General features: G+C 70.3%; 15 protein-coding genes. 12 read left to right on the top strand and 3 right to left on the bottom strand.

The window, feature by feature from the left end; all coding sequences use genetic code 11:
- Positions 1 to 35 precede the first annotated feature (35 nt).
- The gene (gene pglX / locus ETD96_RS02070) at positions 36 to 3,755 is read right to left on the bottom strand and encodes a BREX-2 system adenine-specific DNA-methyltransferase PglX (protein ID WP_138633093.1); all 3,720 of its coding nucleotides are present in this window, start codon (positions 3,753 to 3,755) and stop codon (positions 36 to 38) included.
- Complete coding sequence (gene pglW / locus ETD96_RS02065; protein WP_171068810.1) at positions 3,752 to 8,014, bottom strand: BREX system serine/threonine kinase PglW; 4,263 nt, start codon at positions 8,012 to 8,014, stop codon at positions 3,752 to 3,754. Before pglW ends, pglX begins: the two co-directional genes overlap by 4 nt.
- Positions 8,015 to 8,124: 110 nt before the next feature.
- Between pglW and ETD96_RS02060 the strand changes: the two genes are divergently transcribed.
- From ETD96_RS02060 to ETD96_RS02010, 11 genes are all read left to right on the top strand, one after another.
- A complete protein-coding gene (locus ETD96_RS02060) occupies positions 8,125 to 9,954 on the top strand; it encodes a GmrSD restriction endonuclease domain-containing protein (RefSeq protein ID WP_205719060.1) in 1,830 nt (609 codons plus the stop codon).
- Positions 9,951 to 10,964: a CBS domain-containing protein gene (locus ETD96_RS02055; RefSeq protein WP_138633087.1), complete on the top strand. Its 1,014-nt coding sequence runs from the start codon at positions 9,951 to 9,953 to the stop codon at positions 10,962 to 10,964. The genes ETD96_RS02060 and ETD96_RS02055 overlap by 4 nt, the downstream gene beginning before the upstream one ends.
- Before the next feature lie 22 nt (positions 10,965 to 10,986).
- On the top strand, positions 10,987 to 12,525 hold the full coding sequence (locus ETD96_RS02050; RefSeq protein WP_171068809.1) for a TIGR02677 family protein: 1,539 nt from the start codon (positions 10,987 to 10,989) through the stop codon (positions 12,523 to 12,525).
- Positions 12,522 to 13,706 (top strand): TIGR02678 family protein, encoded by a 1,185-nt coding sequence (locus ETD96_RS02045; RefSeq protein WP_138633085.1) that lies wholly within the window; start codon positions 12,522 to 12,524, stop codon positions 13,704 to 13,706. Before ETD96_RS02050 ends, ETD96_RS02045 begins: the two co-directional genes overlap by 4 nt.
- Positions 13,703 to 17,755, top strand: a complete 4,053-nt coding sequence (locus ETD96_RS02040) for a TIGR02680 family protein (protein WP_138633082.1) — start codon at positions 13,703 to 13,705, stop codon at positions 17,753 to 17,755. Before ETD96_RS02045 ends, ETD96_RS02040 begins: the two co-directional genes overlap by 4 nt.
- The gene (locus ETD96_RS02035; RefSeq protein WP_240807118.1) at positions 17,752 to 19,035 is read left to right on the top strand and encodes a TIGR02679 family protein; all 1,284 of its coding nucleotides are present in this window, start codon (positions 17,752 to 17,754) and stop codon (positions 19,033 to 19,035) included. The genes ETD96_RS02040 and ETD96_RS02035 overlap by 4 nt, the downstream gene beginning before the upstream one ends.
- 25 nt (positions 19,036 to 19,060) lie before the next feature.
- Positions 19,061 to 20,608: an FAD-binding oxidoreductase gene (locus ETD96_RS02030; protein ID WP_138633079.1), complete on the top strand. Its 1,548-nt coding sequence runs from the start codon at positions 19,061 to 19,063 to the stop codon at positions 20,606 to 20,608.
- 156 nt (positions 20,609 to 20,764) lie between these two features.
- Positions 20,765 to 22,015 carry an alpha/beta hydrolase gene (locus tag ETD96_RS02025; protein ID WP_138633077.1) on the top strand — a complete coding sequence of 417 codons (1,251 nt, stop codon included), beginning with the start codon at positions 20,765 to 20,767 and terminating at the stop codon, positions 22,013 to 22,015.
- Positions 22,016 to 22,129: 114 nt separating this feature from the next.
- The gene (locus tag ETD96_RS02020) at positions 22,130 to 23,149 is read left to right on the top strand and encodes a DUF5954 family protein (RefSeq protein WP_138633074.1); all 1,020 of its coding nucleotides are present in this window, start codon (positions 22,130 to 22,132) and stop codon (positions 23,147 to 23,149) included.
- 97 nt (positions 23,150 to 23,246) lie between these two features.
- A complete protein-coding gene (locus ETD96_RS02015) occupies positions 23,247 to 23,804 on the top strand; it encodes a hypothetical protein (protein ID WP_138633071.1) in 558 nt (185 codons plus the stop codon).
- Between the two features lie 90 nt (positions 23,805 to 23,894).
- Entirely contained in the window at positions 23,895 to 24,701 is an 807-nt protein-coding gene (locus ETD96_RS02010; protein WP_138633068.1) for a VOC family protein, read from the top strand.
- Positions 24,702 to 24,731: 30 nt separating this feature from the next.
- Here ETD96_RS02010 and ETD96_RS02005 read toward each other — a convergent pair whose 3' ends face one another.
- The gene (locus ETD96_RS02005) at positions 24,732 to 25,382 is read right to left on the bottom strand and encodes a TetR/AcrR family transcriptional regulator (RefSeq protein WP_138633065.1); all 651 of its coding nucleotides are present in this window, start codon (positions 25,380 to 25,382) and stop codon (positions 24,732 to 24,734) included.
- A gap of 138 nt (positions 25,383 to 25,520) precedes the next feature.
- Here ETD96_RS02005 and ETD96_RS02000 point away from each other — a divergent pair.
- The coding region (locus tag ETD96_RS02000; RefSeq protein ID WP_205719058.1) for a YncE family protein at positions 25,521 to 26,574 on the top strand (1,054 nt) is incomplete at its 3' end.

The raw sequence follows: 26,574 nt of genomic DNA, 5'->3' as shown, positions 1-26,574 counted from the left end.
CTTGAGGTAGCGGACCGATGAGCCCGGTCGATCGCCTACTCGTCCGCCTTCTTCTTGCGAGTGCCCCGCCCTCGGGTCTTCTTCGGAGGCCGCCACTTGGCCAACTCCTCCCGAGACAACCCGGGATACTTCTCCACCTGCTCCTGAAGGTAGCCCTCGTAGGCGACGGCCGGGCTCAATCCGGTCTCCGGATCCACCTCGCTGTGCCACTGCTTAACCCAGGGCAGGACTTCGTCCAGCCCAGCAAGCAAGGGCATGAGCCGCTCAAGCTCCCATCCGTCCCGCGTCGTCCGCTCCTCAATGAGCGTCACGAGCGCATGGGCCTGCTGAGCGTGATCCCAACCAGCCCACCCGAGCAACAGCGTGTCGTCCCCGTCCGGGCTCGCACCGGGATAGGAGATGAACCGCTCCTTGGGCACATCCAACTTCCCGCGATTTCGCCAGTACGAGTGTTTGATGAAGTCGGCACCCGTGTACTTCGGCGGCACCTTAATATCGAGCCGCTCCCCGGTTTCATCCTCCAGCCGCTGCAACCGCCAGGTCTCTTCCCACTGTGCGCGCTTGCGCAGCCCAGAGTCCTTGTAGCGGTATGCCGGGATGAACGGCACATGCTCAGCGTCCAGGATGTCCTTGAGCACGTCGATCAGCTCGACATCCTCACCCGCGTACAGCCGAGCCACTGACACGAAGTCGGCATCATCCTGGAGTAGGTCGGCCAGCCGACCGACCGTCATCATCCTGGGCCGCGCTTGGCCGATTTCATCGGCCGAGAACCACAACTCGCGCGTCTCGCACCGATCCAGCAACCAGTTCCGAAGAGCGTCCTTCTCCATTTTCTCCCAAGGCTCGGACACCCAACGCCGCTTGTACTCCGGCCGCTCGATCAGCCCGATGGTCTGAGGCCGCTTCTCGATGACCTCGATTCGCTTCTCGACCACCCGCCTATAATCCTCTGGCCAGTGCTGAGGAACTTCCGTGACTGGCGTAGACCCATGTCGCTCAAACCACTGTGTGTCGACTTCACCGGCCGCCATCCTTCGCGCCAGCACGATCTCGAATGCCCGTTCGCCAAGATCGATCTCGTACGGAAGATGCGGTGCCGAAACCAGCTTCGACGCCTCTTTCTGGTCCAACAACCCGTAGAGCTGGTACACCTCCCAGTCCAATTCCTCTTGAAGTGCTAGCATGCGGCCGCGATCGCGAGTCCATTGCTTGTAGGCCCTCTCGAGAGCTGCCCCAGTTGGCTTTTCTCGTGCGCACAAGGCCGAAGGTGTCGACCTTGCCAAGCTTTGTGCTAGGTGGTCTAGTCGTTTGCCGAGGTCCAAGGGAAGCTCATGGGGAAGTGGGAGGTTTTGGAGCTTTGTGCCGGTGAACTCGTAACGGTCTATCCACGCTTCCGGCGTCCATCGATTTCCGCCACCGCTTGAATTGTCTGTGCCGCCTTTTGCCTGGCTGACCATTTTGAGCCAGAAGCAAGCGGTTGAGCTGTTCAATAGGCCTAGTAGTTCGAGATGACCTTCCTCGGTGGCTCCCTCGGCAAGAGTAACTACTGGCGCAGACCTATTGAAGACATTTCCTCCTCGGTCTAGCGCGAAATGATTGTGAGTGGCAACGAAAGCGAAGGTGATAGACATTGGTATTTGATAGCGCTCCGGGATCCACCTGTACCAAGTCCACCAATCCTCACCAGCTTGGAATCTTGTTACTCCGCCGAAGCCAATAGTAGCCCCAAGAGTAGTTCGCACCGTCCATAGATGTCTGCCCCATGAGCTCTGCATATCAAGGGTAATGGCACGGTGTTCTGTGTCATACGGGGTAAGTGCGCGTGCGTCGCAGTGTTCGTTCCAATCACGAACAACTTCACCGATTACGAGTGGGCGCTCTAGATGGGATGGGAGTGAGTGGCGAGCAAACCAGGAGGAAGAAAGAATGAACGCTTCGTCCTGGCCTGGGAAGCTGGCGGGTCCGATAGCGCGCGCGAGTTTGCTTTCGAGTTTATCTGTGGATTGTTCGAGTTTTTGGATTAGTTCTGCTGCCCCGCCGCCGCTCATGCTCCACGGGTGTTGTCTGAGAGCTTCTGGAGAGAGGTCGACGGCGCTCACCCAATCGCTACTTGTGTTTGGCTCATTAATCTGCTTGACGATGGCTTGCCATACACGTCCGTCAGCCGGATTGTTGGGCTGTGTCGACTCGCCGCGAATCCCGAGGACAGCTCGGATTGATTCGTTGCGCGGAAAGGTGCGACGTCCGACAAGGATGATTGTTGGAGTGCCGTGTCCCGGAATGTAGGCGCCCGACGTGTCGATGACATGGGTGAGTCTAATGGTTGGGAAAAATTCCTCGATAAGCTTCTTGCCAAATTCTCGCTTCATAAATGAATTGGCGGTAATCTGTCCAATGTGTCCTGCGCCTCGATGGTCTCGGCTGGCTCGGATGGCTAGCTGGAAAAAGCGTTCTGCAAATGGAACGGAGAGTGCATATTTTCCTGAGCAGCTCTTGTAGACGCGGTAATTCTCATTCTCTGTCTTGTCCTTGACGGTGATGTAGGGCGGGTTGCCGACAACAACGTGGTAGCTGCCGACGCCCAGCAGGTCGACCGTCTTGGCGTAGTCGCCGATGTCCTCCGTCGCGTACGTGAAGACGGGCTCAGGCTCGGCAAGCTCGCCGTTCTCGTCGAACTCCCAGCGGCCCTGGTCCAACTCCGGTCCGCCTCGGCCGTGGATGAGGGAGTCTCCTACGGCGATGTTGAGTGCGAAGTCCGGAGCGTCCTTCAACCGCTTGACCTCGCCGGCCTGCATGGCGGCGATGAGCATGCGGAAGCGTGCGATGGCGACCGCGAACGGGTTCTTGTCGACGCCGTGCACCGAGTACAGGGCGCGCTGGACGATGTCCCACTTGTCGTCGTAGGGGCGGGCGGCCTGGAGCTTCTCCACGAGGTGCTCGAACGCGCCGAGGAGGAAGTGACCGGAACCGCATGTCGGGTCGATGACCCGCAGCCCGCGCGGCAGGTTCAGCTCCTCCGGGCAGGCTTCGGGCGGCTCGGGGTCGAGGCCGAACTCGTTGATGGCCTCGTCCAGCGTCAGGCTGAGGATGAACTCCTCCACGAACTCGGGGGTCTGGAGGAGCGCGTACTTCTTCTTCGCGTGCTCGGAGAGGTCCTGGTACAGGTTGCCGAGGAAGCGGGTGTTCCACTTCGGGTCGGTGAAGTCGTGAACGGGAACGGTCGCGACCTCCAACCCTTCTTCGGGCAGGGCGGGACGGCTCCGGCGCCAGAAGTCGATGAGGGCCTTCGCCCCCTCCAGGGACGGCGTGATCCGCCACATGGGGTTGTGGTTGCGGTCGAACAGCCCGGCGGCGACGGGCGACGCCTTGGACATGGCGTCGAGCCCCTCGACGATCCACTCCCGGTCGGTCTCGCTGGCGTGCTCCGGCTGCTCGAAGAAGTGCTGCTGCCTCTCCTTCGCCAGGTCGAGGCGCTCGCCCCGGCCGGAGAGGAAGACGTCGTCGATGAGCCGGTTGTCCTCGCAGAAGCGCAGGAAGACCGTGCTCAGCACCCAGGCGACGGCGGACTGGGTGACCTGGTCCTCCAGCCACGTCTCGTACGTCGCGGCCGTGCGGTTGCGGCGGACGGCCTTGTCCCACTCCGCGCGCAGCGGCACGTCGAACCGCTCCTCGCCGGCGCGGTCGCGTAGATCGTTCTCCAGCGCCCTGACCTGCGGCTTCAAGTCGTTGAGCAGGGCGTCCGGGTCGATCATGAAGCACTCCTCGTGTCTTGCAGCGCGAACCCGCCGGGGACGGCGAGCTGCTCGTTCTCACCCATGGCGCGGACGACCGTGTGGTCGAGCGCGGCCTCGGTGTTGGGGTCGTTCATCGGGCAGAACAGCCACAGCCCGTGCGGCCCCTCGTCGGGGGCCTGCGCGCCGAGCTTGAGGCGGGTCAGCAACTCCATACCACCCTTGTACCGGGCGAGGGGGGTCGCGTCGTGCAGCAGCACCGTGCCGGGTGCGGCGCGCACCTCCGCCTCGAACCGTTCCCAGACTTCGGCGACGAGTTTTTCGAAGCCGACGCGGGCGGTGGGGGAGGCGTCGGGGGAGTCCGCAGCGAGCACCGTCTCCCAGCGAGGCTTGCCGCGTTCGTCGACGATGGCGCGGAGCGTGGTCAGGAACGTCCGGGCGACATTGACCGAGGTGACCTCGGCCATGGTGGTCAGCACGCCGAGCACTGACGTGGCCTCGTCCATCCACGCCTTCACGGCGAGGAAGCCGCCCTGCTCGGCGGCGCCTTCGAGGCGGTCCCACGTCTCCGCGCTCGGTGACGCGGTGCCGAGCCTGGTCGTCCGGCCCGGCTTGCCGCGTCCGCTCAGCGGGGTGAGCAGGGACCTGCTCGGCAGGACGTAGCGGTTGTCGCCGTCCGGCCCGCGCGTGACATGGACGGTGATGCCGAGTTCGCGTTTCAGGACGCCGCGCAGCTCGTCCGGCTCCGGCAGCGACGCCAGCTCCGGGAACCGCGCGAGAACGCGCTCGCGCAGCTCCCGGGGGCGCAGGCCGGGCGGCCCGAGGTAGCTCGCGGCCTGCGCGAGCTGGAGCGCCTTGCGGGGCGCGAGATCGCGCGGATACAGCTCCAGCCGCGCCGTCATCGCGGCGTTGCGGGACGCGTCCGCGGCCAGCGACACCAGATCCAGATCCGACAGCGGCGGCATGCCGTCCGGGCGCGGGACGCCGTTCAGCGCCTCCAGGACCGCCTTCGTCCCCGGCAGCGGCGCCGCGTCGGGCAGGTCCACCACCTTGTCGGCGCGGTGTCCGAGCTCGACGGCGTAGTCGAGCAGCTCCTCCTCCGTCGGCGCTGACGGGTCGTCTTCGGCCACCGCGGCGATGACGACCCGGTCGCCGGCGCGGCGGCGGGCCAGCCGGGGGTTCTCCAGATGCTCCTCGGCCTCCATGGCGGCACGCAGGCACGCCCCGGCGAGCGCGCGGCGGGCCGCGGGCTCGTCCAGTTCCGAACCCCGGTCGGCGAGCAGCGCGGCGGCCAGCCTGTCGGCCTCCATCACCCTGCCGTGCGCCTGGAGCAGCTCCAGCACCGTGGCGCGCAGCGCGGTGACGGCGGGGACGCTCTTGATCCACCGGTTGCGGGCCGCGCCGAGGAGCCGCGCGACATGCGGCTGGCTGAGGTCGACCTCCTTCGCCACCGCCGCCTGCGACGACCACTGGGGGAGGGGCGCGGGCTCCCCGTCGTCCGGCAGGCCGAGCACCACCCGGATCACCCGGATCTCGGTGGTGTTGCGTCCGTTGACCTTGGGGACGAGCTGCTCGGCCACCTCGTCGAGGTTCAGCGCGCGGGGGTCCGTCGCGGCGGTGGCGGCGCGTCCGGACTCCCCGGTCCGCTCGGCGATCGCGAGCTGCCGCCGCCACTCCCGCGCCCGCTTCACCAGCTCGTTGCGCGGGCCCAGGCCCACGCCGCGGAGCCGCTGGATCCGCATGGACGGGACCTTGCTCAGCTCCCCGACCGTCGTCACCTCAAGCTGCTGAAGCGCGGTCGACAGCGCCCGTTTCGTGAGCCCGGCGACCGTGAGGAGCGTGTCGGCCCGCACGGTGGGCACCGCCGCCTCCTGCTCCGGGGCGGCCGGGGGGTGGACGGTGTGCGGGGCCGTCTCGTCCAAGCCCTGGAACACGCCCTGCCACGCGAACTCCATCTCCGCCAGCGACGCGTGCCGCTGCGCGGCGTCGCGGTGCAGCGCCTTGCGGAAGAACGCGACGAGGCGCTCGCGCAGCAGCGGATCGAAACTGTCCTCGGCCAGCTGCGGCACCTCCTCGCTCGCGTCGAGCAGATTCGGCGCGGCGACGCCGTCCCCCCACGACGGAAGCTCGGTGCTGGACATCTCGTGCAGCGTCACCGCCATCGCGTACCGCTCGGCCGCGTCGTCGTACTCGGGGCGGCGGTCGGTGCCGAGGAACGGGTCCAGGTACGGCGGTGTGCCCACCCCGGTGTCGCGGGCCGCGGCTCCAGCGAGGGAGAAGTCAAACAGGACCAGCCGGCGGCCCTTCTTCGGCAGCTCCTTGATCGCCAGGTTGTCCGGCTTGATGTCGCGGTGCCAGACGCCCTCCTCCGCCAGGTATCCGACAGCGCGGAACAGGTGGCCGCCGAGGCTCTGCAGGTCGTCGACCGTCAGCCGGCCCTGGCTGCGGAGGAACTGCGACAGCGTCTGCTGCCCGGCCTGCTCCAGCACCAGGACATGCCGCGGCCCGACCTCCATCGGGCCGCTGATCCACCGGACGATGTTCGGCCCGCTCCGCTCCAGCCGCCGGAGTTGCGCGGCCTCGTGCTCCAGCCGCTCCCGGCTCGACTCGTTCAGCGCGACCTTGAAGACCTGCTCGTGGCCGTCCTTCTCCACCAGCAGCGCCTTCGCCGTCGACCCCTTCCCGAGGAGCCGCACGACCCGCCAGCCCTGCACCATCGAGCCCTTCACGGCATCGAGCAGGTCGGGGACGTCCGACTCGTCGGGCGCGGTGATCTCCTCCTCGACCTCCTCCAGGTCGTCGAGGAAGTCGCGGACGGTCTCGTGCCGGTCCACCGGCATCACGGCGGTCGCTCTGCGGACCAGCTCGTCCATCGTCGGGGTGACGTCGTCCGACACGGCGGACGGCACGAGCGCCTGGCGGCTCGTCAGGTGCGCGGCGAGGGCCGCCCGGTCACGCGCCGGCGGACGCGCCGTCAGGATGAGGTACGTGAGCGCACCCAGCCCGAACACGTCGAGCGGTGTGCCCTGCGCGTCGGCGTTGCCGAACTCCGGGGCGAGATAGGGGCCCGACGACTTCTCCAAGTGCGCGGCCAGCGAGGCGCCGCCTGCGGACCCCGCGAGGGTCGTGCCGCCGGCGAGCGCGGCGGGGCGTCCCGACGAGCCCGAGTCCGGCCGCGCCGACACCTGCCAGTCGCAGATCCGCAGCCGCGGATAGTTCCCGTCCATCTCCACGTACACGCTGCGGGCCGCGAGGGCCCGGTGGAACAGGTGGCGGCGGTGCGCGTGGTCGAGGGCCTCGGCGAGCTGCCGCACCATCTCCACCCGAGTCTCGATCGGGATGTCGGGCCCGCGCTCGGCGACGAAGTGGTCCAGCCGCGTCCAGCCCGCGCCGTGCCGGAAGATGACCGCCGGGCCGGCCTCGTGCTCGTCGCTGAACTGCTCTGCCTGGACGATGCCCTCGTGTTGGATGCCTTGCAACGCCATGTACTCGCGGCGGGCGGCCCGGCGCGTCGATTCGCGCATCTCCCTGTCGGCGCTCAGCTCCGAGAGGTAGACGCGGATGCGGCGCGGCTGGTCGCCCGGCAGCGCGGTGTTCTCGGCGAGGAAGTCCTCCCAGGTGGGGCCCGCGTCGAACGACTGCGGCGCCAGCTCGAACGGCCCCACCTTCCGGTGCTTGCGCAGCCCCGAGATGCCGATCTTGGTGAGGAGCTTGTGCAGCTGCCGTGAGAACGCCGGGTCCACCACGTCGCGGGGACTGCGGGCGGCACCGCCGAGCAGGCCGGTCCAGATGCCGGGCAGACCGGTCTGGTCCTCCAGACCGTCCCGGCCGTAGACGTTCACCTTCTGCGGTTCGTCGAACATGCAGCGCAGGTCGGGCGCCGACAGGAACACCGCCGGCCGGACGAACGGGATGCGCAGGTTCCGCATGCCGGGGAACTGGTCGCGGGCCCACTTCAGTTGCTCGACGAGCTGCTTGCACTTCAGGTCGGTGGCGAACAGCGGATTCTCGAACGACCGCGTCCGGTCATCACCGTGGATGATCCAGGTGCTCCCACTGTTGACGGCCCGCCCCGGATGGCTCTTGATCTCCACCAGGAACAGTCCGGCGCGCGTCGCGATCAGCAGGTCGACCTGGGGAACGTGGCCGGAACGAGCCGTGAACTGGAACGTCTGCCACGCCCGGAACGGCTCCGTCTCCGGCATCCGCTCGCGGATGTGCCGGAGCGCGTCCTCCTCCCACGTGAAGTCGGACCGCGGCCCCCACCACCGGTTGGACAACCCGCGCCACCCTCTTCGCCCTGCGAACCCCGTCACCGCACTGACCCGTGCGGGCAAGCATACGACCGCGGCCACCATGCACGCCTACCGGAAAAAGCTCCCGTTCTCCGGTGCTGACTAGGTATGTTCGGGCTGCGCCCCCCGCCTCGTCAATCCTCTGGAGGACAACCGTGGCACTGGACAGCCCTCAGCTGGATACCCTTCTTGACCAAGTTGCTGTGGGTCGTATCCAGTTGCCCGATTTCCAGCGTGAATGGAAATGGGACGACGAGCGGGTCGTGTCCATCCTGGCGACCGTCACGATGGGCTACCCGATGGGTGTCATCATGACGCTGGAGACCGGTCCGGACGGAGCTGGCTTCAAGGCCCGGCCTCTCGCCGGAGCGGCGGACGCCGATGGTGCGCGTGATGAGGAGCTGCTCCTTGACGGGCAGCAGCGAATCACGTCCCTGTTCCAGGCGCTGCGCTCCGGTCGCCCTGTGGAAACCCGCGATCTTCGCGGCAAGGATCTGCGCCGCTGGTACTACATCGACATCGAGGCGGCCGTCGACGAAAGCGGCGACCGGGAGAAGGCCATCGTCTCGGTGCCGGAAGGAAAGATCATCCGCTCCCAGTTCGGCCGCCGCGTGGACTTGGACCTGAGCACGCGGGAGCTGGAGTGTGAACAGGGCTACTTTCCGCTGGCCCTCGTCTTCGACAACTCGGCGATGCTCAACTGGATGTTCCGGTACGTGGGAAGCGACGCCTCGAGAGAGGCGACCTGGACCAAGTTCCAGGAAGCGGTGGTGAACAACGTCCTCAAGTACCAGGTGCCGACCATCCGCCTCGGCAAGAACACCGCGAAGGAGGCGGTGTGCACGGTCTTCGAGAAGGTCAATACCGGGGGAGTGCCGCTCAACGTCTTCGAGCTGCTCACCGCCACCTTCGCCGGCAACCGCTCATTCTCCGAGCAGGAGGGCTACGACTTCCGGCTGCCCGAGCACTGGGACACCACGCGGACGGAACTGGTCACCGCGCACCCCGTCCTCGGTGAACTGGAGAGCACCGACTTTCTGCAGGCCGTCTGCCTCTCTTCCACTTACCACCGCGAGGGCGTTCCGGTCGGCTGCAAGCGCCGGAACATGCTGGAACTGGAACTCGACGAGTACCTCAAGTGGGCCCCCCTCGTCGCGGACGCACTGCACTGGGCCGGGAGGTTCCTCGCGGAGCAGTGCGTCTTCCGAGCCGAGGACCTGCCGTACCGGACGCAGTTGCCTCCGCTGGCGGCCATCCGCACCGTCCTCGGCACCGAGACCGATACCGAGGACGCCCGCGCCAAGCTCGCCCGCTGGTACTGGTGCGGCGTCTTCGGCGAGCAGTACGGCGGCACCGCCGACAGCCGCTTCCCGCGCGACCTGGAACAGGTCGTCGGCTGGATCAGGGGTGAGCGGGGCGTACCGGAATCCGTGCAGGACGCGCGCTTCGCGGAGACCCGCCTGCTCTCCATGCAGACGCGCAACAGTGCCGCCTACAAGGGCGTCTTCGCGCTGCTCCTCCAACAGGGCTGCACCGACTGGTTCCACCTCGACAAGCCGCTCGACGGGAACCTGCTGGAGGATTACAAGGCGGAGATCTACCGGATCTTCCCCGCGCGCTGGTGCGAGAAGAACGGCATCGAGGCGCAGCGGCAGAACAGTGTCGTGAACAAGACGCTCCTCTCACACCGGACAGGACGCATCGTCGGGAACCGCGCGCCCGCCGCATACCTGCAGATGCTCGAACGCGAATCCGGCATCCAGCCGAACTGGCTCGACGACGCGCTCATCACTCACCTGATCGAGCCCGCCCCGCTGCGCGGCGGAGAGTTCGACGCCTTCTTCGAGCGCCGCATGGCGGAGATCATCAAACTGATCGAGCAGGTGATGGGGCAGCGGGCCGTGCGAACGGAGGAGGAGGCGTGACCCCCGCGGAGTTTCTCGCCGAGGCCGCGGCGCGCAAGAGCGACGACCCGGTGGCGATCAGCGTCCGCGATCTGCTGGCGCTATGGGGCCACGTCTCTCGCGGGCCGGCCGCGGTCGCTGAGATCACCAAGGCGCTGGCCGGGGCCGGCCTGGCAACGGAGCCCGACTTTCGCTTCGTCCGTGACATGAGGGACACCGTCCGCGTCGTCGGCGCCGAGGAGGACGAACCGCCGGCGGCGGGGGACACCGGAGAGGACGAGGTACCCGCGGACGGTGAACCCGAGGAGAGGTTCCCGCCGGTGTCGCTTTGCGTGGGTGAGCTGCCCAGCGCCCGCCGAGGCGTCCTAGCCGTCGACATCAACGACCCGCTCCGCCGCGCCCAGACGCTCATGATGCGGCACGGATATTCACAGCTGGCGGTTCTCGACGGCGCGGACCTGCGCGGGGCCGTCACATGGGAGTCCATCTCGGACGCACGGATCTCCGGCCTGGGCGGAGAGCTGCGCCACCACCTGATGGGAGTCTCGCCCGAGGTCCTGCATCCGGAGGACAAGCTGCTCGACCGGATCCCCGAGATCAGCCGCCACGGATTCGCGTTCGTCGCCGAGGCGGGTAAGCTCTCGGGGATCATCACGACGGCCGACCTGTCGGAGCGGTTCGCGATGCTGGCGGGGCCGTTCCTACTGATCAGCGAGATAGAGCGCCGTATCCGTCGGCACATCGACAAGGTGTGCACGCTGGAGGACATCCGGGCCGCGGCCTCGCAGAACAAGGTCGAATCCGTGCACGGCCTGACGTTCGGCGGCTGTCGGCACGTACTCATGAAAGCCGACATCTGGAGCCGGCTCGGTTGGGACGTCGACCATGGCCTCTTCCTGGAAGACCTTAAAGAGGTCAATGGCATCCGCAACGAGGTCATGCACTTCCGGCCCGAACCTCTGACTCCGGCCCGCATGCAGACGCTGGAGAACTTCGCCAAGTGGTTGCGTAGGCTCGACCCATTGCCGTGAGGAAACGAGGGGGCGAGCGGAAATGGCGTTGCCGCGGGTCCCGGACGGGATGTTCGCGTTCACCGTCACCGAGCGCGCCGACCTGCACACCGCGGTCATGTACGCGTTCGGGGAGGCGAACGAGCGGCTGGAGACGTCGCTGGCGTTCGACGAGGTGAAGGAGCGGCTGCGGGACGCGGGGTTCTACGCGCCCGTGGACGACGCGTCGCTGACCCGCGCGCTGGAGCAGCTCGTCAAATGGCAGTTGCTCGACGTCGTGCAGAACCATGCGGGCAGCTACGCCACGGCCGAGGAGTACGAGCGCAAGAACCTCCAGTACTCGCTGACGCAGCGGGGTGAGGCCGCGTTCGCCGGAGTACAGCACGCGCTGGCCGTGCTCAGCTCGTCGGGCGCGTTGCAGACGGCCGTGCTGGACGCGATCGCCGACCGGCTCGGGGAGTTGGGCGAGCTGCTCAAGGACGACGACCCGGCCCTCAACCGGCGCATCTTCACCACGCTCCAGGAGTTGGAGGGCCATCTCGACGCGCTACGGAACAACACCAAGTCGTTCAATGGCGAATTGCAGCGGCTGATGCGGGCGGAAGGCGCCGATCTTGCGACGTTCAATGACGTCAAGAGTGCGACGGTCGCCTATCTCCAGGAGTTCGTCACCAATCTGGACATGCGCGCCGACGCGATACAGGCCACTCTCGGTGAAGTCGAGGAGCGGGGTGTCAGTGTCCTGCACAGCCGGGCGCTGGACGGGGCGGAACTGCCCCCGGTCCAGGGCGCCGACCCCGCGATCGCCTGGCTTGCCGCGCGGCAGGCGAAATGGGAAGGGCTGCGTCTGTGGTTCCGGCCCGCGGAGGGGACGCCGCGCGTCCGGCAGCTGCACGACGTGGCGCGCAGGGCGATCGTGTCCCTGCTGCAGGTGCTCGACCGGATCATCGAGTCGCGGCGCCGCTCGTCCAGCGCGGCGGCCGACTTCCGGACGCTCGCGCGCTGGTTCGCCAGCGCGCCGAGCGAGGACGACGCCCACCGGCTGTGGGGGACGGCGTTCGGGCTGGCGTCCGCACGGCACGCGCACTTGGCCCACGTGGACGCCGAACCCATCCCCACGGCGGCGAGCTGGGCCGAGACCCCGCCGGTGGAGGTGTCCGCGCTGCTGCGCACGAGCGGCCGCACGGAACGCGTGGGACGGACGGCCAAGGTGCGCGACGTCCGCGCCCTGCGCGCGGAGCGGCGCGAACGCGCGAGGCGCGAGCGGGCGGAGCTGGAGGCGGCCTGGCAATGGCTCGCCACCGACGGCCCGGTACGGCTCTCGTCGTTCCGGCGCGTCGAGCACGACACGCTGCGGCGGCTGCTGGACCTGATCGGCCGGGCGCTCGCCGCGCGGCCCGGCGGCGACGGGATGCGGCGTGCCGGCACGTCCGACGGCCGGATCGAGGTCCGGCTCTGGCCGCCGGCGGACGGCCGCGCCGCCGAGCTGCGCACGCCGCGCGGTGTGTTCCGCGGTCCCGACTACCTGGTCGACATCCGCTTCACGGCCGCGGGCTCGGCGCGGAAGGCGTCCGGCGCGTGAGCACTCTGGCCAACCAGCTCGCCCGGGAGGAGAAGGAGGAGCTGGCGCGTGCGATCCGGCTCCTGCTGGGCCGACCACTGGTCTCGCTGCACACCGACCCGGAGGGGTTCGACCTGGTCCGGCGGCGCCATGCCGCCCTCACCCGGTGGTTCGACTACTACTGCGGCTGGCGGCTGTTCATCGAGCCACGGCTCGGTTACGCGCGGCTGGTCAAGGTGCGGGGGGCCGCCGACCCGTCGCGTCCGGCCAGACGCCGGCGGTCGACGCGGGCGCCGTTCGACCGGCGCAGGTACACGCTGCTGTGCCTGGTCGCGGCTGAGGCGCTCGCCGCGCCGGTGACGACGATCGGAATGCTCGCGCAGCGGGTCGTGCAGGCGGCGGGCGCCGACGAGCAGATCCCGTCCTTCGACCCGGTGCGCGGCGAGGAGCGGGCCGCGTTCGTCGACGCGCTGAAGCTGCTGGAGCACTACGGCGCGGTCACGGCCGTCGACGGGGCGACGGACGCCTTCCTCGACAACGCCGAGGCCAAGGTGCTGTACCGGGTGGACACGACCCGCACGATGCGGCTCCTGTCCGCTCCGGTCGCTCCTTCGCGGCTCACCGGCACTGGCTGGCCCGACCTGGACGAACTGGCCGTCGAGCGCCGGTACGGGTCGGACGAGCCCACGGAGACGCAGAAGAACCTGTGGGCGAGGCACTCCCTGCTGCGCAGGCTCCTGGATGACCCGGTCGTTTACCGGACGGACCTGTCCCCGGCCGAGATCGCCTACGCGGGCTCCCTGACCGGGCGGCAGATCCTCCGCCGCGCGGCGGAGGAGGCCGGGCTGGAGTTCGAAGAGCGCGCCGAAGGCTACCTTCTGGTCGACACCGACGCCCTCGCCACCGACTCCAAGTTCCCCGATGACGGGAGCCACGCGAAGGTGGCGGCGCTGTTGCTGCTCGACCGCCTGGTAAGGGACGGGGAGTCGTCCCGCGCGGTGCTCACGGGGGAGGTCGCGCGGCTCCTGGAGCGGCGTCCGCGCTGGGCGATGGCCTACCAGTCCGAAGGGGGCGCGGCGCGGCTGGTCGACGACGCGCTGTCCGTCCTGTACGGGTTCGGCCTCGCCAGGCCGAAGGGCGGCCTCGTGCGGGCGCTGCCCGCGGCTCACCGTTACAGCGTCACCCGAGAGGAGCCTTCGTGACCGTCACCGAACTCGTTCCGGCGGAGAAGGAGGAGGCGGCGACGCGGTGGCGGCCCACCAGGGCGGGCATCCTCAACATCTGGCGCTACTACGACGAGGTCCTCGAATTCCATAAGGGACGGCTGCTGCTGCGCGGCCCTAACGGCAGCGGGAAGAGCAAGGCCCTGGAACTGCTCCTGCCCTACCTACTGGACGCCAGCCTCAAGCCGAGCCGTCTGTCGACATTCGGCGGCAGCGAACGGACCATGCACTGGAACCTGATGGGTGATGGCCACAGCGGCAAGACCCGCGTCGGCTATGTGTGGCTCGAATTCGCGCATGGGCCGCGCTGGTTCACGTGCGGGGCGCGCCTCCAGGCCACCGCCAACACCAAGAACGTCACGGTCGCCTACTTCAGCACCGCGCAGCGCGTCGGCGTCCCCGGCGGGCTCAGTCTCACCGGTGACGGCGGCCAGCCCCTCACTCGCGCGCATCTCGCCGAAGCCATCGGGACGCACGGCCAAGTGCACGAGTCGGCGGAGGCGTACCGCACAGCCGTCCGGCGGACGCTCTACGGCGGGCTGACCGAGCAGCGCTACGACTCGCTGCTCACCGCGCTGCGGCAGCTCCGCACCCCGAAGTTGTCGGAACGGCTCGACCCAGGGCTGCTCTCCGACCTGCTGTCCAGCGCGCTCCCGCCGCTCGGCGAGGGCGAGATCCACGAGATCGCGGAAGGCTTCGAGCGGCTGGACCGGCAGCGCGAGGAACTGCGGCGGCTGGACCAGCACGTCCAGGAGGCCGGCCGCCTCGCCGCCCGGCAGCGCACCTACGCCCAGCGCGTCCTGCGCGCGGCCGCGGCCCGGCTCATCTCGGCCACCAGCACCATGGACGGCCTCACCGGCAAGGCCCGCACCGGTCGGGAGGAGCACGAGAAGGCGTCGCGGGAACGCGACGAGACCGCCCGGCGGCTGGCGGAGTACGAGGCGCGGGGACGTGCGCTCGCCGCCCGCATCGACGGCCTCAAGGAGAGCGACGCCTACCGCGCGGGGCACGAGCTGGCCAACCTCCAGGAACGGGTGCGCTCCGCCACCAGGGCGGCGGCGCAGGCGCGGCGCACCGCGGACAAGCACGCGGCGGACGCCCTGCGGCGTGGAGAAGAGGCCGAGCACGCGCGTGCGGAGGCGGCGACGCAGCGCTCCCTCACGGGCCGGGCCGAGGACGACACACGAAGGGCGGCCGACCGCGCCGGCCTCGCCGCCGTCCACGATGAGGCCGCTCCGGCGGCCGCCGAGGCCACGGCGGACGGCGTCCAGCGCGCACGCGGCCTGTTTCGCGCGGCCGTGCGGAGCCGCGAGGAGCAGATCGGCGCGCTGCGCACGGCGATCCAGCAGCATCGCATGGCCGTGGAACGCCGAGATGACGCGCTGTCCGAGCGCGACGGGAGCCGAGAGCGACTGGACGAGGCCGCCGTGCACCGCGATGAGGCCCGCAACCGGTACGAGCATGAACGCGACCGGTTGGCGGAGGCGCTCGACGGCTGGGTGCGTGGCTGCGTCCAACTCGCGACGCTCGACGCCGAGGCGCTGGTACGGGCGGTGGAGGACGAGCGCGAATGCGACGAGCTGGTGTTCGCCGCGCGCGCGGATGCCGTCGAACGGTGTGCCGCCGAGGAGGCCGGGTGGCACTCCCGTCGCGACGTGGTGCGGGAGAAGCTGGCAGCCAAGAGGAGGCGGCGCGGGGACCTTGCCGCTCGGCCGGCTGTCGAGCCGGACGCTCCGGAGACGCGCCCCGCCGACCGGTCGGCACGGCCGGGTGGTCCGCTTTGGCGCCTGGTCGCCTTCGCCCCGTCGGTCACGCCCGAGGCGCAGGCCGGCATCGAGGCCGCGCTCCAGGCCGCCGGGCTCCTGGACGCCTGGGTACTGCCCGACGGCGCCCTCCTCCAGGATGAGCACGACGCCTTTGCCACGGCGCTGCTCGCTCGCCCCGCCCCCGAAACCAGCCTCGCCTCCGTCCTGGTCGCCGAGCCCGACAGTCAGGTGTCCGCCGAGGTGCTGCATGCCGTCCTGTCGGGCATCGCCTGCGCACCGAACGCCCTAGCGACCGACCATCCCGCCGTGGCGGGGACGGACGGGTCCTGGCGGCTGGGCACTCTCACCGGCCGCTGGACCAAACCTGAGCCCGCCTTCATCGGCGCCACCGCCCGGGAACGCGAACGGCGCCGCCGCATCGCCGAACTCGACGCGGAGATCGGTGTCCTGGAGGCGGAGGAGGCGGCTTGCGAGGAGAGTCTCGGGAGGGTCGGCGCCGCCCGTGCCGCCCTCGAGACCGAGTTGGGCGACCGCCCTCCGCATCGGCCGCTCAGCGCCGCGTCCAGTGCCCTGGACGCCGCAGAGCGCTCGCTGGCGCAGCGCGGTGACGAGCTGGAGCGCGCCGAGAAACGGCTGCGCGGACGCGAGTCGGAGGCATCCGCCGCGCTGCGCGCGCTGACCATACTCGGCGCCGAGAACGGCCTGCCGGTCGGCGAGTCCGCACTGGACGCTCTGGCCGTGGCGGTCCGCGACTTCCGGGACAACGGGCACGTGTGGCTCCAGCACTGCGAGGCGCTCCAAACCGCCGAAGCCCGCGCCGCCGAAGCGGCGCGGACGGCGGGCGACTACGCGGCGACCGCTGCCGAGTCCGCGGACCGCGCCCGGGACGCCATAGAGGAGGCCGCCGAGGTAAGCGAAAAGCTCGCGGCCATCGACGCCTCGATCGGCGTCGAGCACCGGCAGGTGCTGGAGAACCTGCGGGAGGCCAGGACCGAACTCGGCGAATGCGAAACCCGGTGCGGGACGCTCCGCCGCGCCCTGCTGGAACTGGAAAAGCGTCTCGGCCGCTTGGAGGAGGCCGTCGGCGTCGCGGAGAGGGCACGGGACGACGCGGTCGCCGCCCGGGACCAGGCCGCGGCACGGTTCCGGCATCTGGTCACCGGCCACCTGGCCGACGACGCCGCGCTCGCCGTGCGGCTCGACCCGGACGGGGGCGTGAAGGCCACCCTGGAAGGCGCACGCTCGGTCGCCGCCTCACTCCCGGCCCGGACGCCGTACGAGCCTAAGAACGTCAGGGATGCCGAGCACCTCTTGTCCGAGGCGATGCACCACGCGCGTGACGTCCTCGCCGACCAGGCGGATCTGGAACTCACCCCGGACGAGGACGTCCAAGTGCTCACCGCGACCATGAACGGAGTGCGCGTCGGCGCGGCGGAGTTGAGCACCGCACTGCGCGCGGAACGCGACCGGCGGCGCGAAGACATCACCGACAGGGAACGCGACCTGTTCGACCGGACGCTCGCCGGCGACACGCGCAGGCACCTCGCCGACCGGATCCGGCAGGCGACCGAACTCGTGGACGGCATGAACCGCCGCCTGGAGCGGGTGCGGACGGCCTCGCGGGTCGCGGTGCGGCTGGTCTGGCAGGTCGATCCGCAGCAGAGCGCCGGGATTCGCGCGGCGCGTGACCTGCTGCTCCGCGACCCTGCGCGGCTGAGCGGCGCCGACCGGGAGGCGCTCTACCGGTTCTTCCGCGACCGCGTGGAGGAGGCACGGGCCGCGAACACCGCGGCGAGCTGGGAGGAGCAACTCATGGAGGTCCTGGATTACACCACCTGGCACCGCTTCACCGTCCGGCTCGAACGCGGAGACGGCAAGGGCTGGCAGGATCTCACTCGCAAGTTGCACGGTGCGCTGTCGGGCGGGGAAAAGGCGATTGCGCTGCACCTGCCCCTGTTCGCCGCCGTCGCCGCGCACTACCAGACCGACCCCGACTGCCCGCGCTTCATCCTCCTGGACGAGGTGTTCGTCGGCGTCGACGCCGCCAACCGAGGCCAGGTCTTCGACCTCCTGGTGGACCTGGAGCTCGACATGGTGCTCACCTCGGACCACGAGTGGTGCGACTACCAGGAGCTGGACGGTATCGCCATCCACCAGCTCATCACCGGCGCGGACGGTGACGGCGACAACGCCGTCACGACCGCGCGGTTCATCTGGGACGGCCATCGCACCGAGGCCGTCGAGGAGGGCATCGCGGAATGACCGCCCCTGACCGGCCCGGCATGCCCGACCGGCTCCACATCCCCGACCGGCTGCGCGCCGCTGACCTCCGGCCGTTCTGGACGGAGCTGCACCGGCGGTTCTCCACGGGGGCGGCGGTCACCCGCGTCACGGTCAAGAACCTGGACGAGGGGCAGCGCGCGGCCCTGGCGGACCTGCTGGGCATGGACCGCTATCCCGGCTCCACGGTCACCGTCCCCGTCGGGCGCCTGGACGAGATCTTCATCGAGCTCACCGGTTCGGACACCAGGGCGATCACCGAGTCCCTCCTCGGGCCGATCGGTGACCAGGCGCGCGAGCGGAGAGAGCGGCAACGCGAGAGAAGCGCCCTCTGGGAGTGGTTGGCGGACCATCCCGTGGTCCGCGGAGAACCCGAGCTGGCCCAGTGGGTCGACGACGTCCGCCGGCAAGGGCTCGTCATGGGGTCCGTGCCGACCACACGCAGCCTCCTGGAGCGGGCATTGAAGGTGCTCGCCGCATTGCCGTCGGACGGCAGGCCGTTGCAAGCCTTCGCTACCGACCTATTCGGTGACTCGCACGCGCTGGACGACGGCGGGCGCCTGCCCGGGCTCGTCCTGCGCGCTCAGGCGATTCGGTACGGGATCGAGCCGCCTGCGGATGCGTCCGAGCGCAGGGGCTTGTGGGAGCGTTCCGGAGTGGCGTGCGACACGTTGTCCACCACCGTCCTCGTCACAGGACTGAGGCCGACCGGGGACGACGTCCTCGCGCGGACGCTCCGGATGTGGTCGGAGGCGGGCCAGGCCACCGTGGTGACCCTGGAGCAGCTACGCGGATCGCCCGCTCTGCGCCTTCCCTCGCCAGATGTATGGGTGACCGAGAACCCGACCATTCTCGCGCTGGCCGTTGGGCGGTTCGGCGCCGGTTGCCCGCCGCTGGTGTGCTCGTCGGGCTGGCCGAACAGCGCCGTCATCCGGCTGCTGCGAGCGCTCGGCGAGTCCGGCGCGGTCCTGAGGTACCACGGCGACTTCGACGGTGAGGGCTTGCGGATCGCGGCGCACGTGATGGCGAAGACCGGGGCAGTGCCCTGGCGCATGTCGTCGGGCGACTACCTCGCCGCTGTGGACGGGGTCGGGGACGGCGATCTTCCCGATCCCGGCCGAGTCGGCGGGAGCCCGTGGGACCCGGCGCTGGCGCGCGCCATCGCGGAACGTCGCGTGGCGGTCCTGGAGGAAAAACTCGCCGAGGTGTTGCTGGGGGACATTTCTAGGGCGATAACTACATGTATCTGCCCGACTACATAGCGGGGTGGTTGGGAAAGGGGCGAGCATGAGTGAGTTGTCAACGCTGCCCACCACGGTCGTGCGGGCCGGTGACAAGAGGTATCCCGCGCTGTGTCGAGGGTTCAACCAGCGGTGGATCGCGGCGCCCGAGTACGTGCGGCTGGTGCGGACGCCGGAGGAGGCGCGGGCGGCGCTCGCCGAGGCGGTGCGGGAGGAGCCGGGCGACCCGGGGCGGGCGCGGATCGCGGTGCGCAGCGGCGGGCACTGCTACGAGGACTTCGTGTGCGGCTCGGACGTGCGGGCCATCCTGGACGTGAGCCCGATGTGCGGGGTGTCCTACGACGAGGCCATGAAGGCGTACTGCGTCGAGGCCGGGGCGACGAACGGGCACGTCTACGGACGGCTGTATCCCGTCACCGGGAAGGTGCTGCCGGGCGGGTCGTGCTTCTCCGTGGGGCTGGGCGGCCACATACCGGCGGGCGGGTTCGGGCTGCTGTCGCGCCAGCACGGGCTCACCGTCGACTACCTCTACGCGGTGGAGGCGGCGGTGGTGGACGCGGAGAAGAACGTCAAGCTGGTGGTGGCGCGGCGCGACGATCCGGACCCCCGGCTGCGCCAGTTGTGGTGGGCGCACACCGGAGGCGGCGGCGGGAACTTCGGCGTGGCCACCCGGTTCTGGTTCCGGGGGCTGCCGCAGCCGCCCGAGCAGGTGCTGCTGACCGCCCTGGCCTGGGACTGGGCGGACCTCGGCGAGGACGACTTCGGCGCGCTGGTCACGGCGTTCGGGGAGTACTTCCGCGACCACCAGGACCCGTCGGCGGCGACCGGGAAGCTGTTCGCGATGCTCAAGCTCAACCATGCGGGCCACGGGCAGATCGGGCTGGTCGCCCAGGTGGACGCCGACGACCCCGACGGGCCGCCGGCGATGGCCGACTTCGTCGCGGCCCTCGACGGGTGGGTCCGGCCGTCCGCGACGAGGATGCGGTCGGTGATGGGCGAGCACTTCGCCGCCCTGGACACGCCGCGGACGATGCCCTGGCTGACCGCCGCGCGGGCGCTGGACTCCAGCGGCGGCAATCGGTGCGGGAAACACAAGTCCGCCTATCTGCGGAAGCCTTTCAGCGACCGGCAGATCGCCGCGATGTGGGCGCATCTCGGCAACGGGAAGTACCCCGGTCATCGCGACGGGCGGGCGCTGATCCAGGTCGACTCGTACGGCGGCGCCGTCAACAGGCCGCTGCACGGCACCGCGGTGCGGCAGCGCGACTCGATTCTGAAACTGCAATTCCAGGTCTACTGGGCGGAGCAGGACTCCCGCGGGGACGCCCACATCGGCTGGATACGCGACGCGTACAGGGCGACGTTCGAGGAGACCGGCGGCGTGCCCGTCGCCGACGGCGAGTACACCGACGGCTGTTACATCGGGTATCCGGACGCCGATCTCGATGATCATCGCTGGAACCGGTCGGGGCAGTCCTGGGAGACGCTCTACTACAAGGACGCCTATCCCGAACTCCAGGATGCCAAGCGGTTCTGGGACCCGTGCGAGGTGTTCCGGCACGCACAGTCGATCCGCCCCGGAACGGGGGAGTGACCGGGGTCACGTCACGGAAAGCGAGGGCCGGCCGCGCGTTACCGTCTCGCCTTTATTGCATTTACTGCCAATACTTGCGGCTGTGACTCCGGGGACAGTAGTTTCTTCGGACGAGCAGGGCGTCGGGCCCGGGGGGCCTGAGCGGCTGGGGAGTCCATGAAGAAGCGTACCGACCGGAAGATCGCCATCGCGGGCACCGCGGCCGCCGCCGTGCTGCTGCCCACCGTCATGGTCGGCCTCGCGCAGGCCGGCATCGGCGTGCCGACGGGCAGGTCGGAGGCGTCGGGCGACTCCCAGCCGATCCCCTCGTTCGGGCCCCCGACGCAGCAGGCGCCGCCCGCGTCGGCGTCGCCGAGCACGTCGCCGAAGCCGGCGAAGCTGCCGAGCGTGCCGCTGAACAGCAACCCGTTCAAGACGGGCGGCGGCAAGCCCTCCGTCAGCGACCCCGACACCGACCGCCGCAGCCACGGCAAGAAGCCGCACATGCCGGCCGGGTCCGCGGCCAGCAAGTACGCCAAGGCCCCCGACGGCGCCGCCATCACCGAGGTGCGGAAGGTCAGGACGCGGCAGTACGACGTCACGATCGCCTCGCCGGCGCTCGGCGCGGCCGTGAAGACCCGGGTGATGGTCCCGAAGGGCTGGACGTCCAAGTCCACCCGCAAGTGGCCGACCGTGTACGCCTACCACGGCGGCAACAACACCTACCTGTCCTGGACCAGGGACTCCAACATCGCGGAGGTCGTCGGCCCGTACGACGCGATGGTCGTGATGCCCGACGGCGGCTGGAACGGCTCGTACACCAACTGGTGGAACGGCGGCAAGGGCGGCATCCCCGAATGGGAGACCTTCCACATCGCCGAGGTCATCCCGCTGATGGAGCGCAACTTCGGCGCCGGGCAGGTGCGCGCGGCGATCGGCCTGTCGTCCGGCGGGCAGGGCGCCATCACCTACGCCGAGCGGCACCCCGGCATGTTCAAGTACGCCGCGTCCTACAGCGGCGCCCTCAACATCACCGCGCCGGGCATGCCGGCCATCCTCACGTCGATGAACCGGCAGGCGGGCACCGCCATCTGGGGCGACCCGATCATCGCGCGGGCGAACTGGCGGGCGCACGACGCGACCGTCAACGTGGCCAAGTTGAAGGGCATCGGCGTCTACGTCTCCTGCGGCGACGGCCGGCCCGGCCCCTTCGACAACCCGAACACCCCGCCGCTCGACGGCGGCCGGGTCGGCGAGCAGCTCGCCGGGACGATGAACCAGAACTTCGTCGCCGCGGCGAAGCGCGAGGGCGTCCCGATCACCGCGAACCTCTACGGGCCCGGCATGCACAACTGGAAGTACTGGAAGCGCGAGCTGGTCAGGAGCTGGCCCGGCATCGCCGCCGCCATCGGCGCCCGCAAGTCCTGAGCGGCGGCCCCGAGTCCGAGCGGCGGCCGGGCCTGGCGCCCGACCGTAATTACTGACCGACCGGAATCACCGAAACACGAGCGGTGAGCGTCCCTCCCCTGTGACCATGGGGGCATGAGGGGCAGTGATGGAGCGGCCCTCGCCGGCGGGCTCCCGCTCTCGCCGCCGGCGAGCGGAGCGGCGCGGCTCGGCGAGGTGCGCGCCCGGCTGGCGTATCCCGCGGTGCGCTGGTGCGGCGCCACGTACGGCGTGATGGAGCGGGTGCCCGCCGGCTGGATGATGTCCGGGATGGAGCGGGCGACCCCGCAGGACGCCCGCGACTCGCTCGGCTGGTGGCTGCGCCGGCTGGCCGGCGACCCCGGCCTGCCCGCGGCGGTCCGCGCGGCGTACCGGCGCGGCGCGGACCGGCTCGACCGCGACCGGCCGGACGAGCTGACCGTCGCCGGGCGGCTGTTCCGGGTGGTGCGCGCCGACCGGTTCTGCCGGTGCGGCGCGGACGGTCCGGAACCGCCCCGGCCCGGCGATCCCGACGCGCTCCCCGAGCCGCGCACCCGCCGCGACGCCGGCCGGTTCGACCACGGCCTGCTCCCGGACGCGCCCGCGCCGGGGCCCGCGGCGCCGCCCGGGGACGCGTGGCTCCCCGCGGGGCCGGCGGTCCCGCCCGAGCTGGCCGGGGACGCCCGCCGCGCGCTCGCCACCCACCCCCGGGCCGTCCGGCTGCCGACCCGTTTCACCGTCGCCGAACTCGGCGCCGACGGCCCGGCCCCGCACGGTCCGTTCCCGCACGGTCTGTCCCTGCATGGCCCGTTCCTGCATGGCCCGTTCCTGCACGGTCCGTTCCTGCATGGCCCGTTCCTGCACAGCCCGGCCGCCGTGCGCGAGCACCTCGCCGCGTACTTCGACCTCGTCGTGCCGCTGCTGGACGGGCCGTCCCCCGGCGACGTCGCCGCCTACCGGGCGGCGGCGCGGCTGCTGCGCGACGGCACGCGGCGCGCCGAGGTCGGCGTCCGCGGCCGCCGCTTCCGGGTGGTCCGCGTCGAGTACGTCGTGCGCCGCGGCCCGGACGGCCCCGAGCCGCCCCGGCCGTCCGAGCGCGACCTGGAGGAACCGGTCACCGGCCGTCTCCCTCGCTGACCGGGAGGCCGCGCTGACCCGGCCCCGCGCTGAACCGGAGGCCGCGCTGAACCGGAGGCCGCGCGGGGCCGGGGGAGGAGGGGTAGCGTGGCGGGCGATGAAGGGATTCGCGCGGCGGGAGTTCCAGCTCGTCCTGCTCCGCCGCATGGCCGACTACCAGCCCGGCATGGTCGAGGACGCGGTGCGCGCGCTCGGTGCGTCCCGCACCGAGATGCGGGAGGCCAACGCACGCTGGCAGCGCATCCTGCGGTCCCGGACGTTTCCGCGCGGCATGCGCCGCTACGAGGCCGTCCTCGGCCCGCCCGCCGGCACGGCGGAGCGGCGCGTCGGCGACGTCGCCTGCGCGACCGCGTGGTGGCCGCCGCTGCCGCTGTGGCCGGGGCTCCGCTTCGAGATCATGATGGCGCCGGACGGCTCGGTCGTGCAGGAGTGGCTCGTCCGGGACGACGCCGCCCCCGTGCCGCGGCTCGCGGGCGTCGACGACCTCGTCCCCTGGTCGTGCGTGGTGGGGGACGTCGACGCGCGGCTCGGCGCGGTGGCCCACCAGGACGGCGACGCGCCGAGCCGCTGGCACGCCACCATCACGCTGCCGGACGGTGACCGGTATGTCGCCCATTTCGTGTGGGGTCTCCTCCAGACGGTGGTGAGCGTCTGAGACCGCTTTGAGCGATCTTGGCGATTCCGGACAGCGCAGATTGCGCGCCCCTCCCTACGGTGGGGGCATGCGACCTGTCAGAGGCCGGCGATGCCCGAGGTGACCTCCTACGCCCCGGGCTTCCCGACCTGGGCGGAGCTGGCCAGCCCCGACCCGGAGACCTCGAAGCGGTTCTACTGCGACCTGTTCGGGTGGCACTCCTACACGCTGACCGTCGACATCGGCGACTACGAGATCTTCACCCTCGGCGGTGTCCAGGGGCCGGAGGTCGGCGGGATGCAGGCCCTCGCCGACGACACCCTGCCCTCGTCCTGGACGTGCTACTTCCGCAGCGACGACGTCGAGGCGTCGGTGGAGGCCGTGCAGTCGGCGGGCGGCCTGGTCCTGGTGGAGCCGACCGACATCGCCAACCTCGGGCGGATGGCGCTGTGCTCGGACCCGGAGGGCGCCGACTTCGCCTTCTGGTACCCGTACCACCTGCAGGGCGCCGGGGTGCAGGACGAGCCGTCCGCGATGTGCTGGGTGGAGCTGGCGTCCCGCGACGTCGAGCAGGCGCGCCGCTTCTACGGCGAGGTCTTCGGCTGGCGGCCCGTGGACCGCGACTACTACACCGCCGGCTACACCGACTGGAAGATCGGCGACTGGTCCGTCGCGGGCATGGTGCCGATGGGCCAGCACTGGCCGTCCGACTACCCGCCCCACTGGATCCCCTACTACTGGGTGGCCGACTGCGACGAGGCCGCGACCAAGGCCGTCGAGCTGGGCGGCCGGGTGCGGGTGCCGCCGAGCGACATCGAGCTGGGCCGCTTCGCCATCATCACCGACCCGACCGGCGCCCGGCTGGCCTTCATCGCCCCGACCATCCGCGACGTCACCGAGACGCGGACGCGGCCCTGACGCCCCGGCTCCTCAGCCCGCCCCGGCGCCTCAGCCCGCGTCGGGGGCGTGCAGCCGGCCGAGCAGCATCAGCACCAGCTCGTCGATGACCTCGTCGAGGGTGGCGTCGACCCAGCCGGCGCTCCAGTCGTGCAGGAGCCCGTTGATGCTGCCGATGAAGGCGGTCGCGGCGATCCGGTAGTCGCGGTCCGGGATCTCGCCGCGCGCGGCGGCGGCCGCCGCCTCCGCGCAGATGAAGTCGACCCAGCCGGCGCGGCGGGTGAGGCGCTGCCGGTCCAGCCGGGGGCTGACCCCGACGATCTCGACGAAGGCGATCCGGATGCGGGCCCGGTCGGCGGTGACGGCGGCGGCGTAGGCGCGGAAGAGCCGGGCCGTGCGCGCGGCGAGGCCGAGGCCCTCGACGGACGGCAGCGCCTCGACGACCGCGCGCTCGGCGGCGTCGTTGACCTCCAGGTGCAGTTCGGCGAGCAGGTCCTCCAGGGTGCGGAACTCCTCGTAGAACTGGCGGGTGGACAGCCCGGCGGCCTCGCTCAGCGCGGCGACGGTGGTGCCGCGGTAGCCGGGGCCGCGGCCGAACATCTCCAGCCCGGCGTCCAGGAACCGGCGGCGCCGCTCGGCGCGCCGCTCGGCCGCGGACCGGCCGCCGTACCGGCCGGTCGGACTCGCGCGCCTGCCCGCCACGTCGCTCCTCCCCGCCCCTCGGATCGCATTTTCCCCCATCTTGGGTCTTGTGTCGCACATCACCCTGCATTACTGTCCAGTAACCAAGTCGGAACACGGTCGTTTTCAGACCGAGGCACACCCCCGCAGGAGGACGCGATGCCTTCCCGACGTCTCCGCCGACGCACCGCGCTGCTCGGCTGCGCCGTGCTGGCGGCGACCGCGATGACCGGCGCGCCGCCCGCGCAGGCCCGGCCGGCCGGGGCGCCGGCGCTGCGCGACGTGATGGCCGTCGGCAACGGCCAGGGCGGCACCGTCAGCTTCATCGACACCGCCACCTACCGGAACCTCGGCTCCATCAACGTCGTCCCGGACCTGCAAGAGCGCCTCGACTCGATGAACATCGTCGAGCGGATCGGCTACGAGGCCGTCAACGCCGCGCAGGGCTACCGCAAGCTCGTCGACGACATGGCCGTCTCCCCGGACGGCACGACCCTCTACATCTCGCGCGGCGTGCTGTCGGACGCCGCCGCGTTCGACATCGCCACCAAGAAGATGCTGTGGCGGCACAAGACCGAGGGCTTCAAGGCCGACCACGCGGCGCTGTCGGCGGACGGGAGGCAGTTCGTCGTCTCGGCCACCACCGCGAGCAAGGCCGAGGTCATCGACACCGCCACCGGGAAGCTCCTGACGAGCTTCGCCACCGGCACCTACCCGCACGCGAACGACTACTCGCCCGACGGGACGGTCCTCTACAACTCCAGCATCGGCGTCACCTCGCTGCCGAAGCTGCTGAACGGGCTCAAGGGGTCGAGGTCCGTGACGGCGGTCGACGCGAAGACGTTCAAGCCGCTGCGCACCTACACCTTCGAGTACGGGATCCGCCCGGCGGTGTTCACCCGAGACAACAGGACGATGTACGCGCAGCTGTCCTACCTCAACGGGTTCATCGAGTACGACCTGGCGGCCGGTAAGACCACCCGGACGGTGAACATGCCGTTCAGCGACAAGGCCGCCAAGATGAAGCCGGACGACTACCCGCAGAACTCCGCGCACCACGGCATGGCGATGAACGCCGACGAGTCCAAGCTGTGCGTGGCCGGGACGATCGACGACTACGTCTCCATCGTCTCCCGGCCCGGCCTGACCACGGACGGGACCGTCCACTACGCCACCGACGCGCTGCCGTACTGGACGCAGACCAGCCCCAACG

The organism is Actinomadura geliboluensis, from assembly GCF_005889745.1.
GTDB classification, from domain to species: Bacteria; Actinomycetota; Actinomycetes; order Streptosporangiales; family Streptosporangiaceae; genus Spirillospora; species Spirillospora geliboluensis.
Note: the sequence above shows the minus strand (reverse complement) of the source record. Positions and strands in the feature narration are given on the sequence as shown.

What these genes read in the sequence shown, in the direction of transcription:
- pglX (WP_138633093.1), bottom strand. Translation starts at nt 3,755, where the DNA reads ATGATCGACCCGGACGCCCTGCTCAACGACTTGAAGCCGCAGGTCAGG.
- ETD96_RS02050 (WP_171068809.1), top strand. Translation starts at nt 10,987, where the DNA reads ATGGCGTTGCCGCGGGTCCCGGACGGGATGTTCGCGTTCACCGTCACC.
- ETD96_RS02035 (WP_240807118.1), top strand. Translation starts at nt 17,752, where the DNA reads ATGACCGCCCCTGACCGGCCCGGCATGCCCGACCGGCTCCACATCCCC.
- ETD96_RS02030 (WP_138633079.1), top strand. Translation starts at nt 19,061, where the DNA reads ATGAGTGAGTTGTCAACGCTGCCCACCACGGTCGTGCGGGCCGGTGAC.
- ETD96_RS02025 (WP_138633077.1), top strand. Translation starts at nt 20,765, where the DNA reads ATGAAGAAGCGTACCGACCGGAAGATCGCCATCGCGGGCACCGCGGCC.
- ETD96_RS02020 (WP_138633074.1), top strand. Translation starts at nt 22,130, where the DNA reads ATGAGGGGCAGTGATGGAGCGGCCCTCGCCGGCGGGCTCCCGCTCTCG.
- ETD96_RS02015 (WP_138633071.1), top strand. Translation starts at nt 23,247, where the DNA reads ATGAAGGGATTCGCGCGGCGGGAGTTCCAGCTCGTCCTGCTCCGCCGC.
- ETD96_RS02010 (WP_138633068.1), top strand. Translation starts at nt 23,895, where the DNA reads ATGCCCGAGGTGACCTCCTACGCCCCGGGCTTCCCGACCTGGGCGGAG.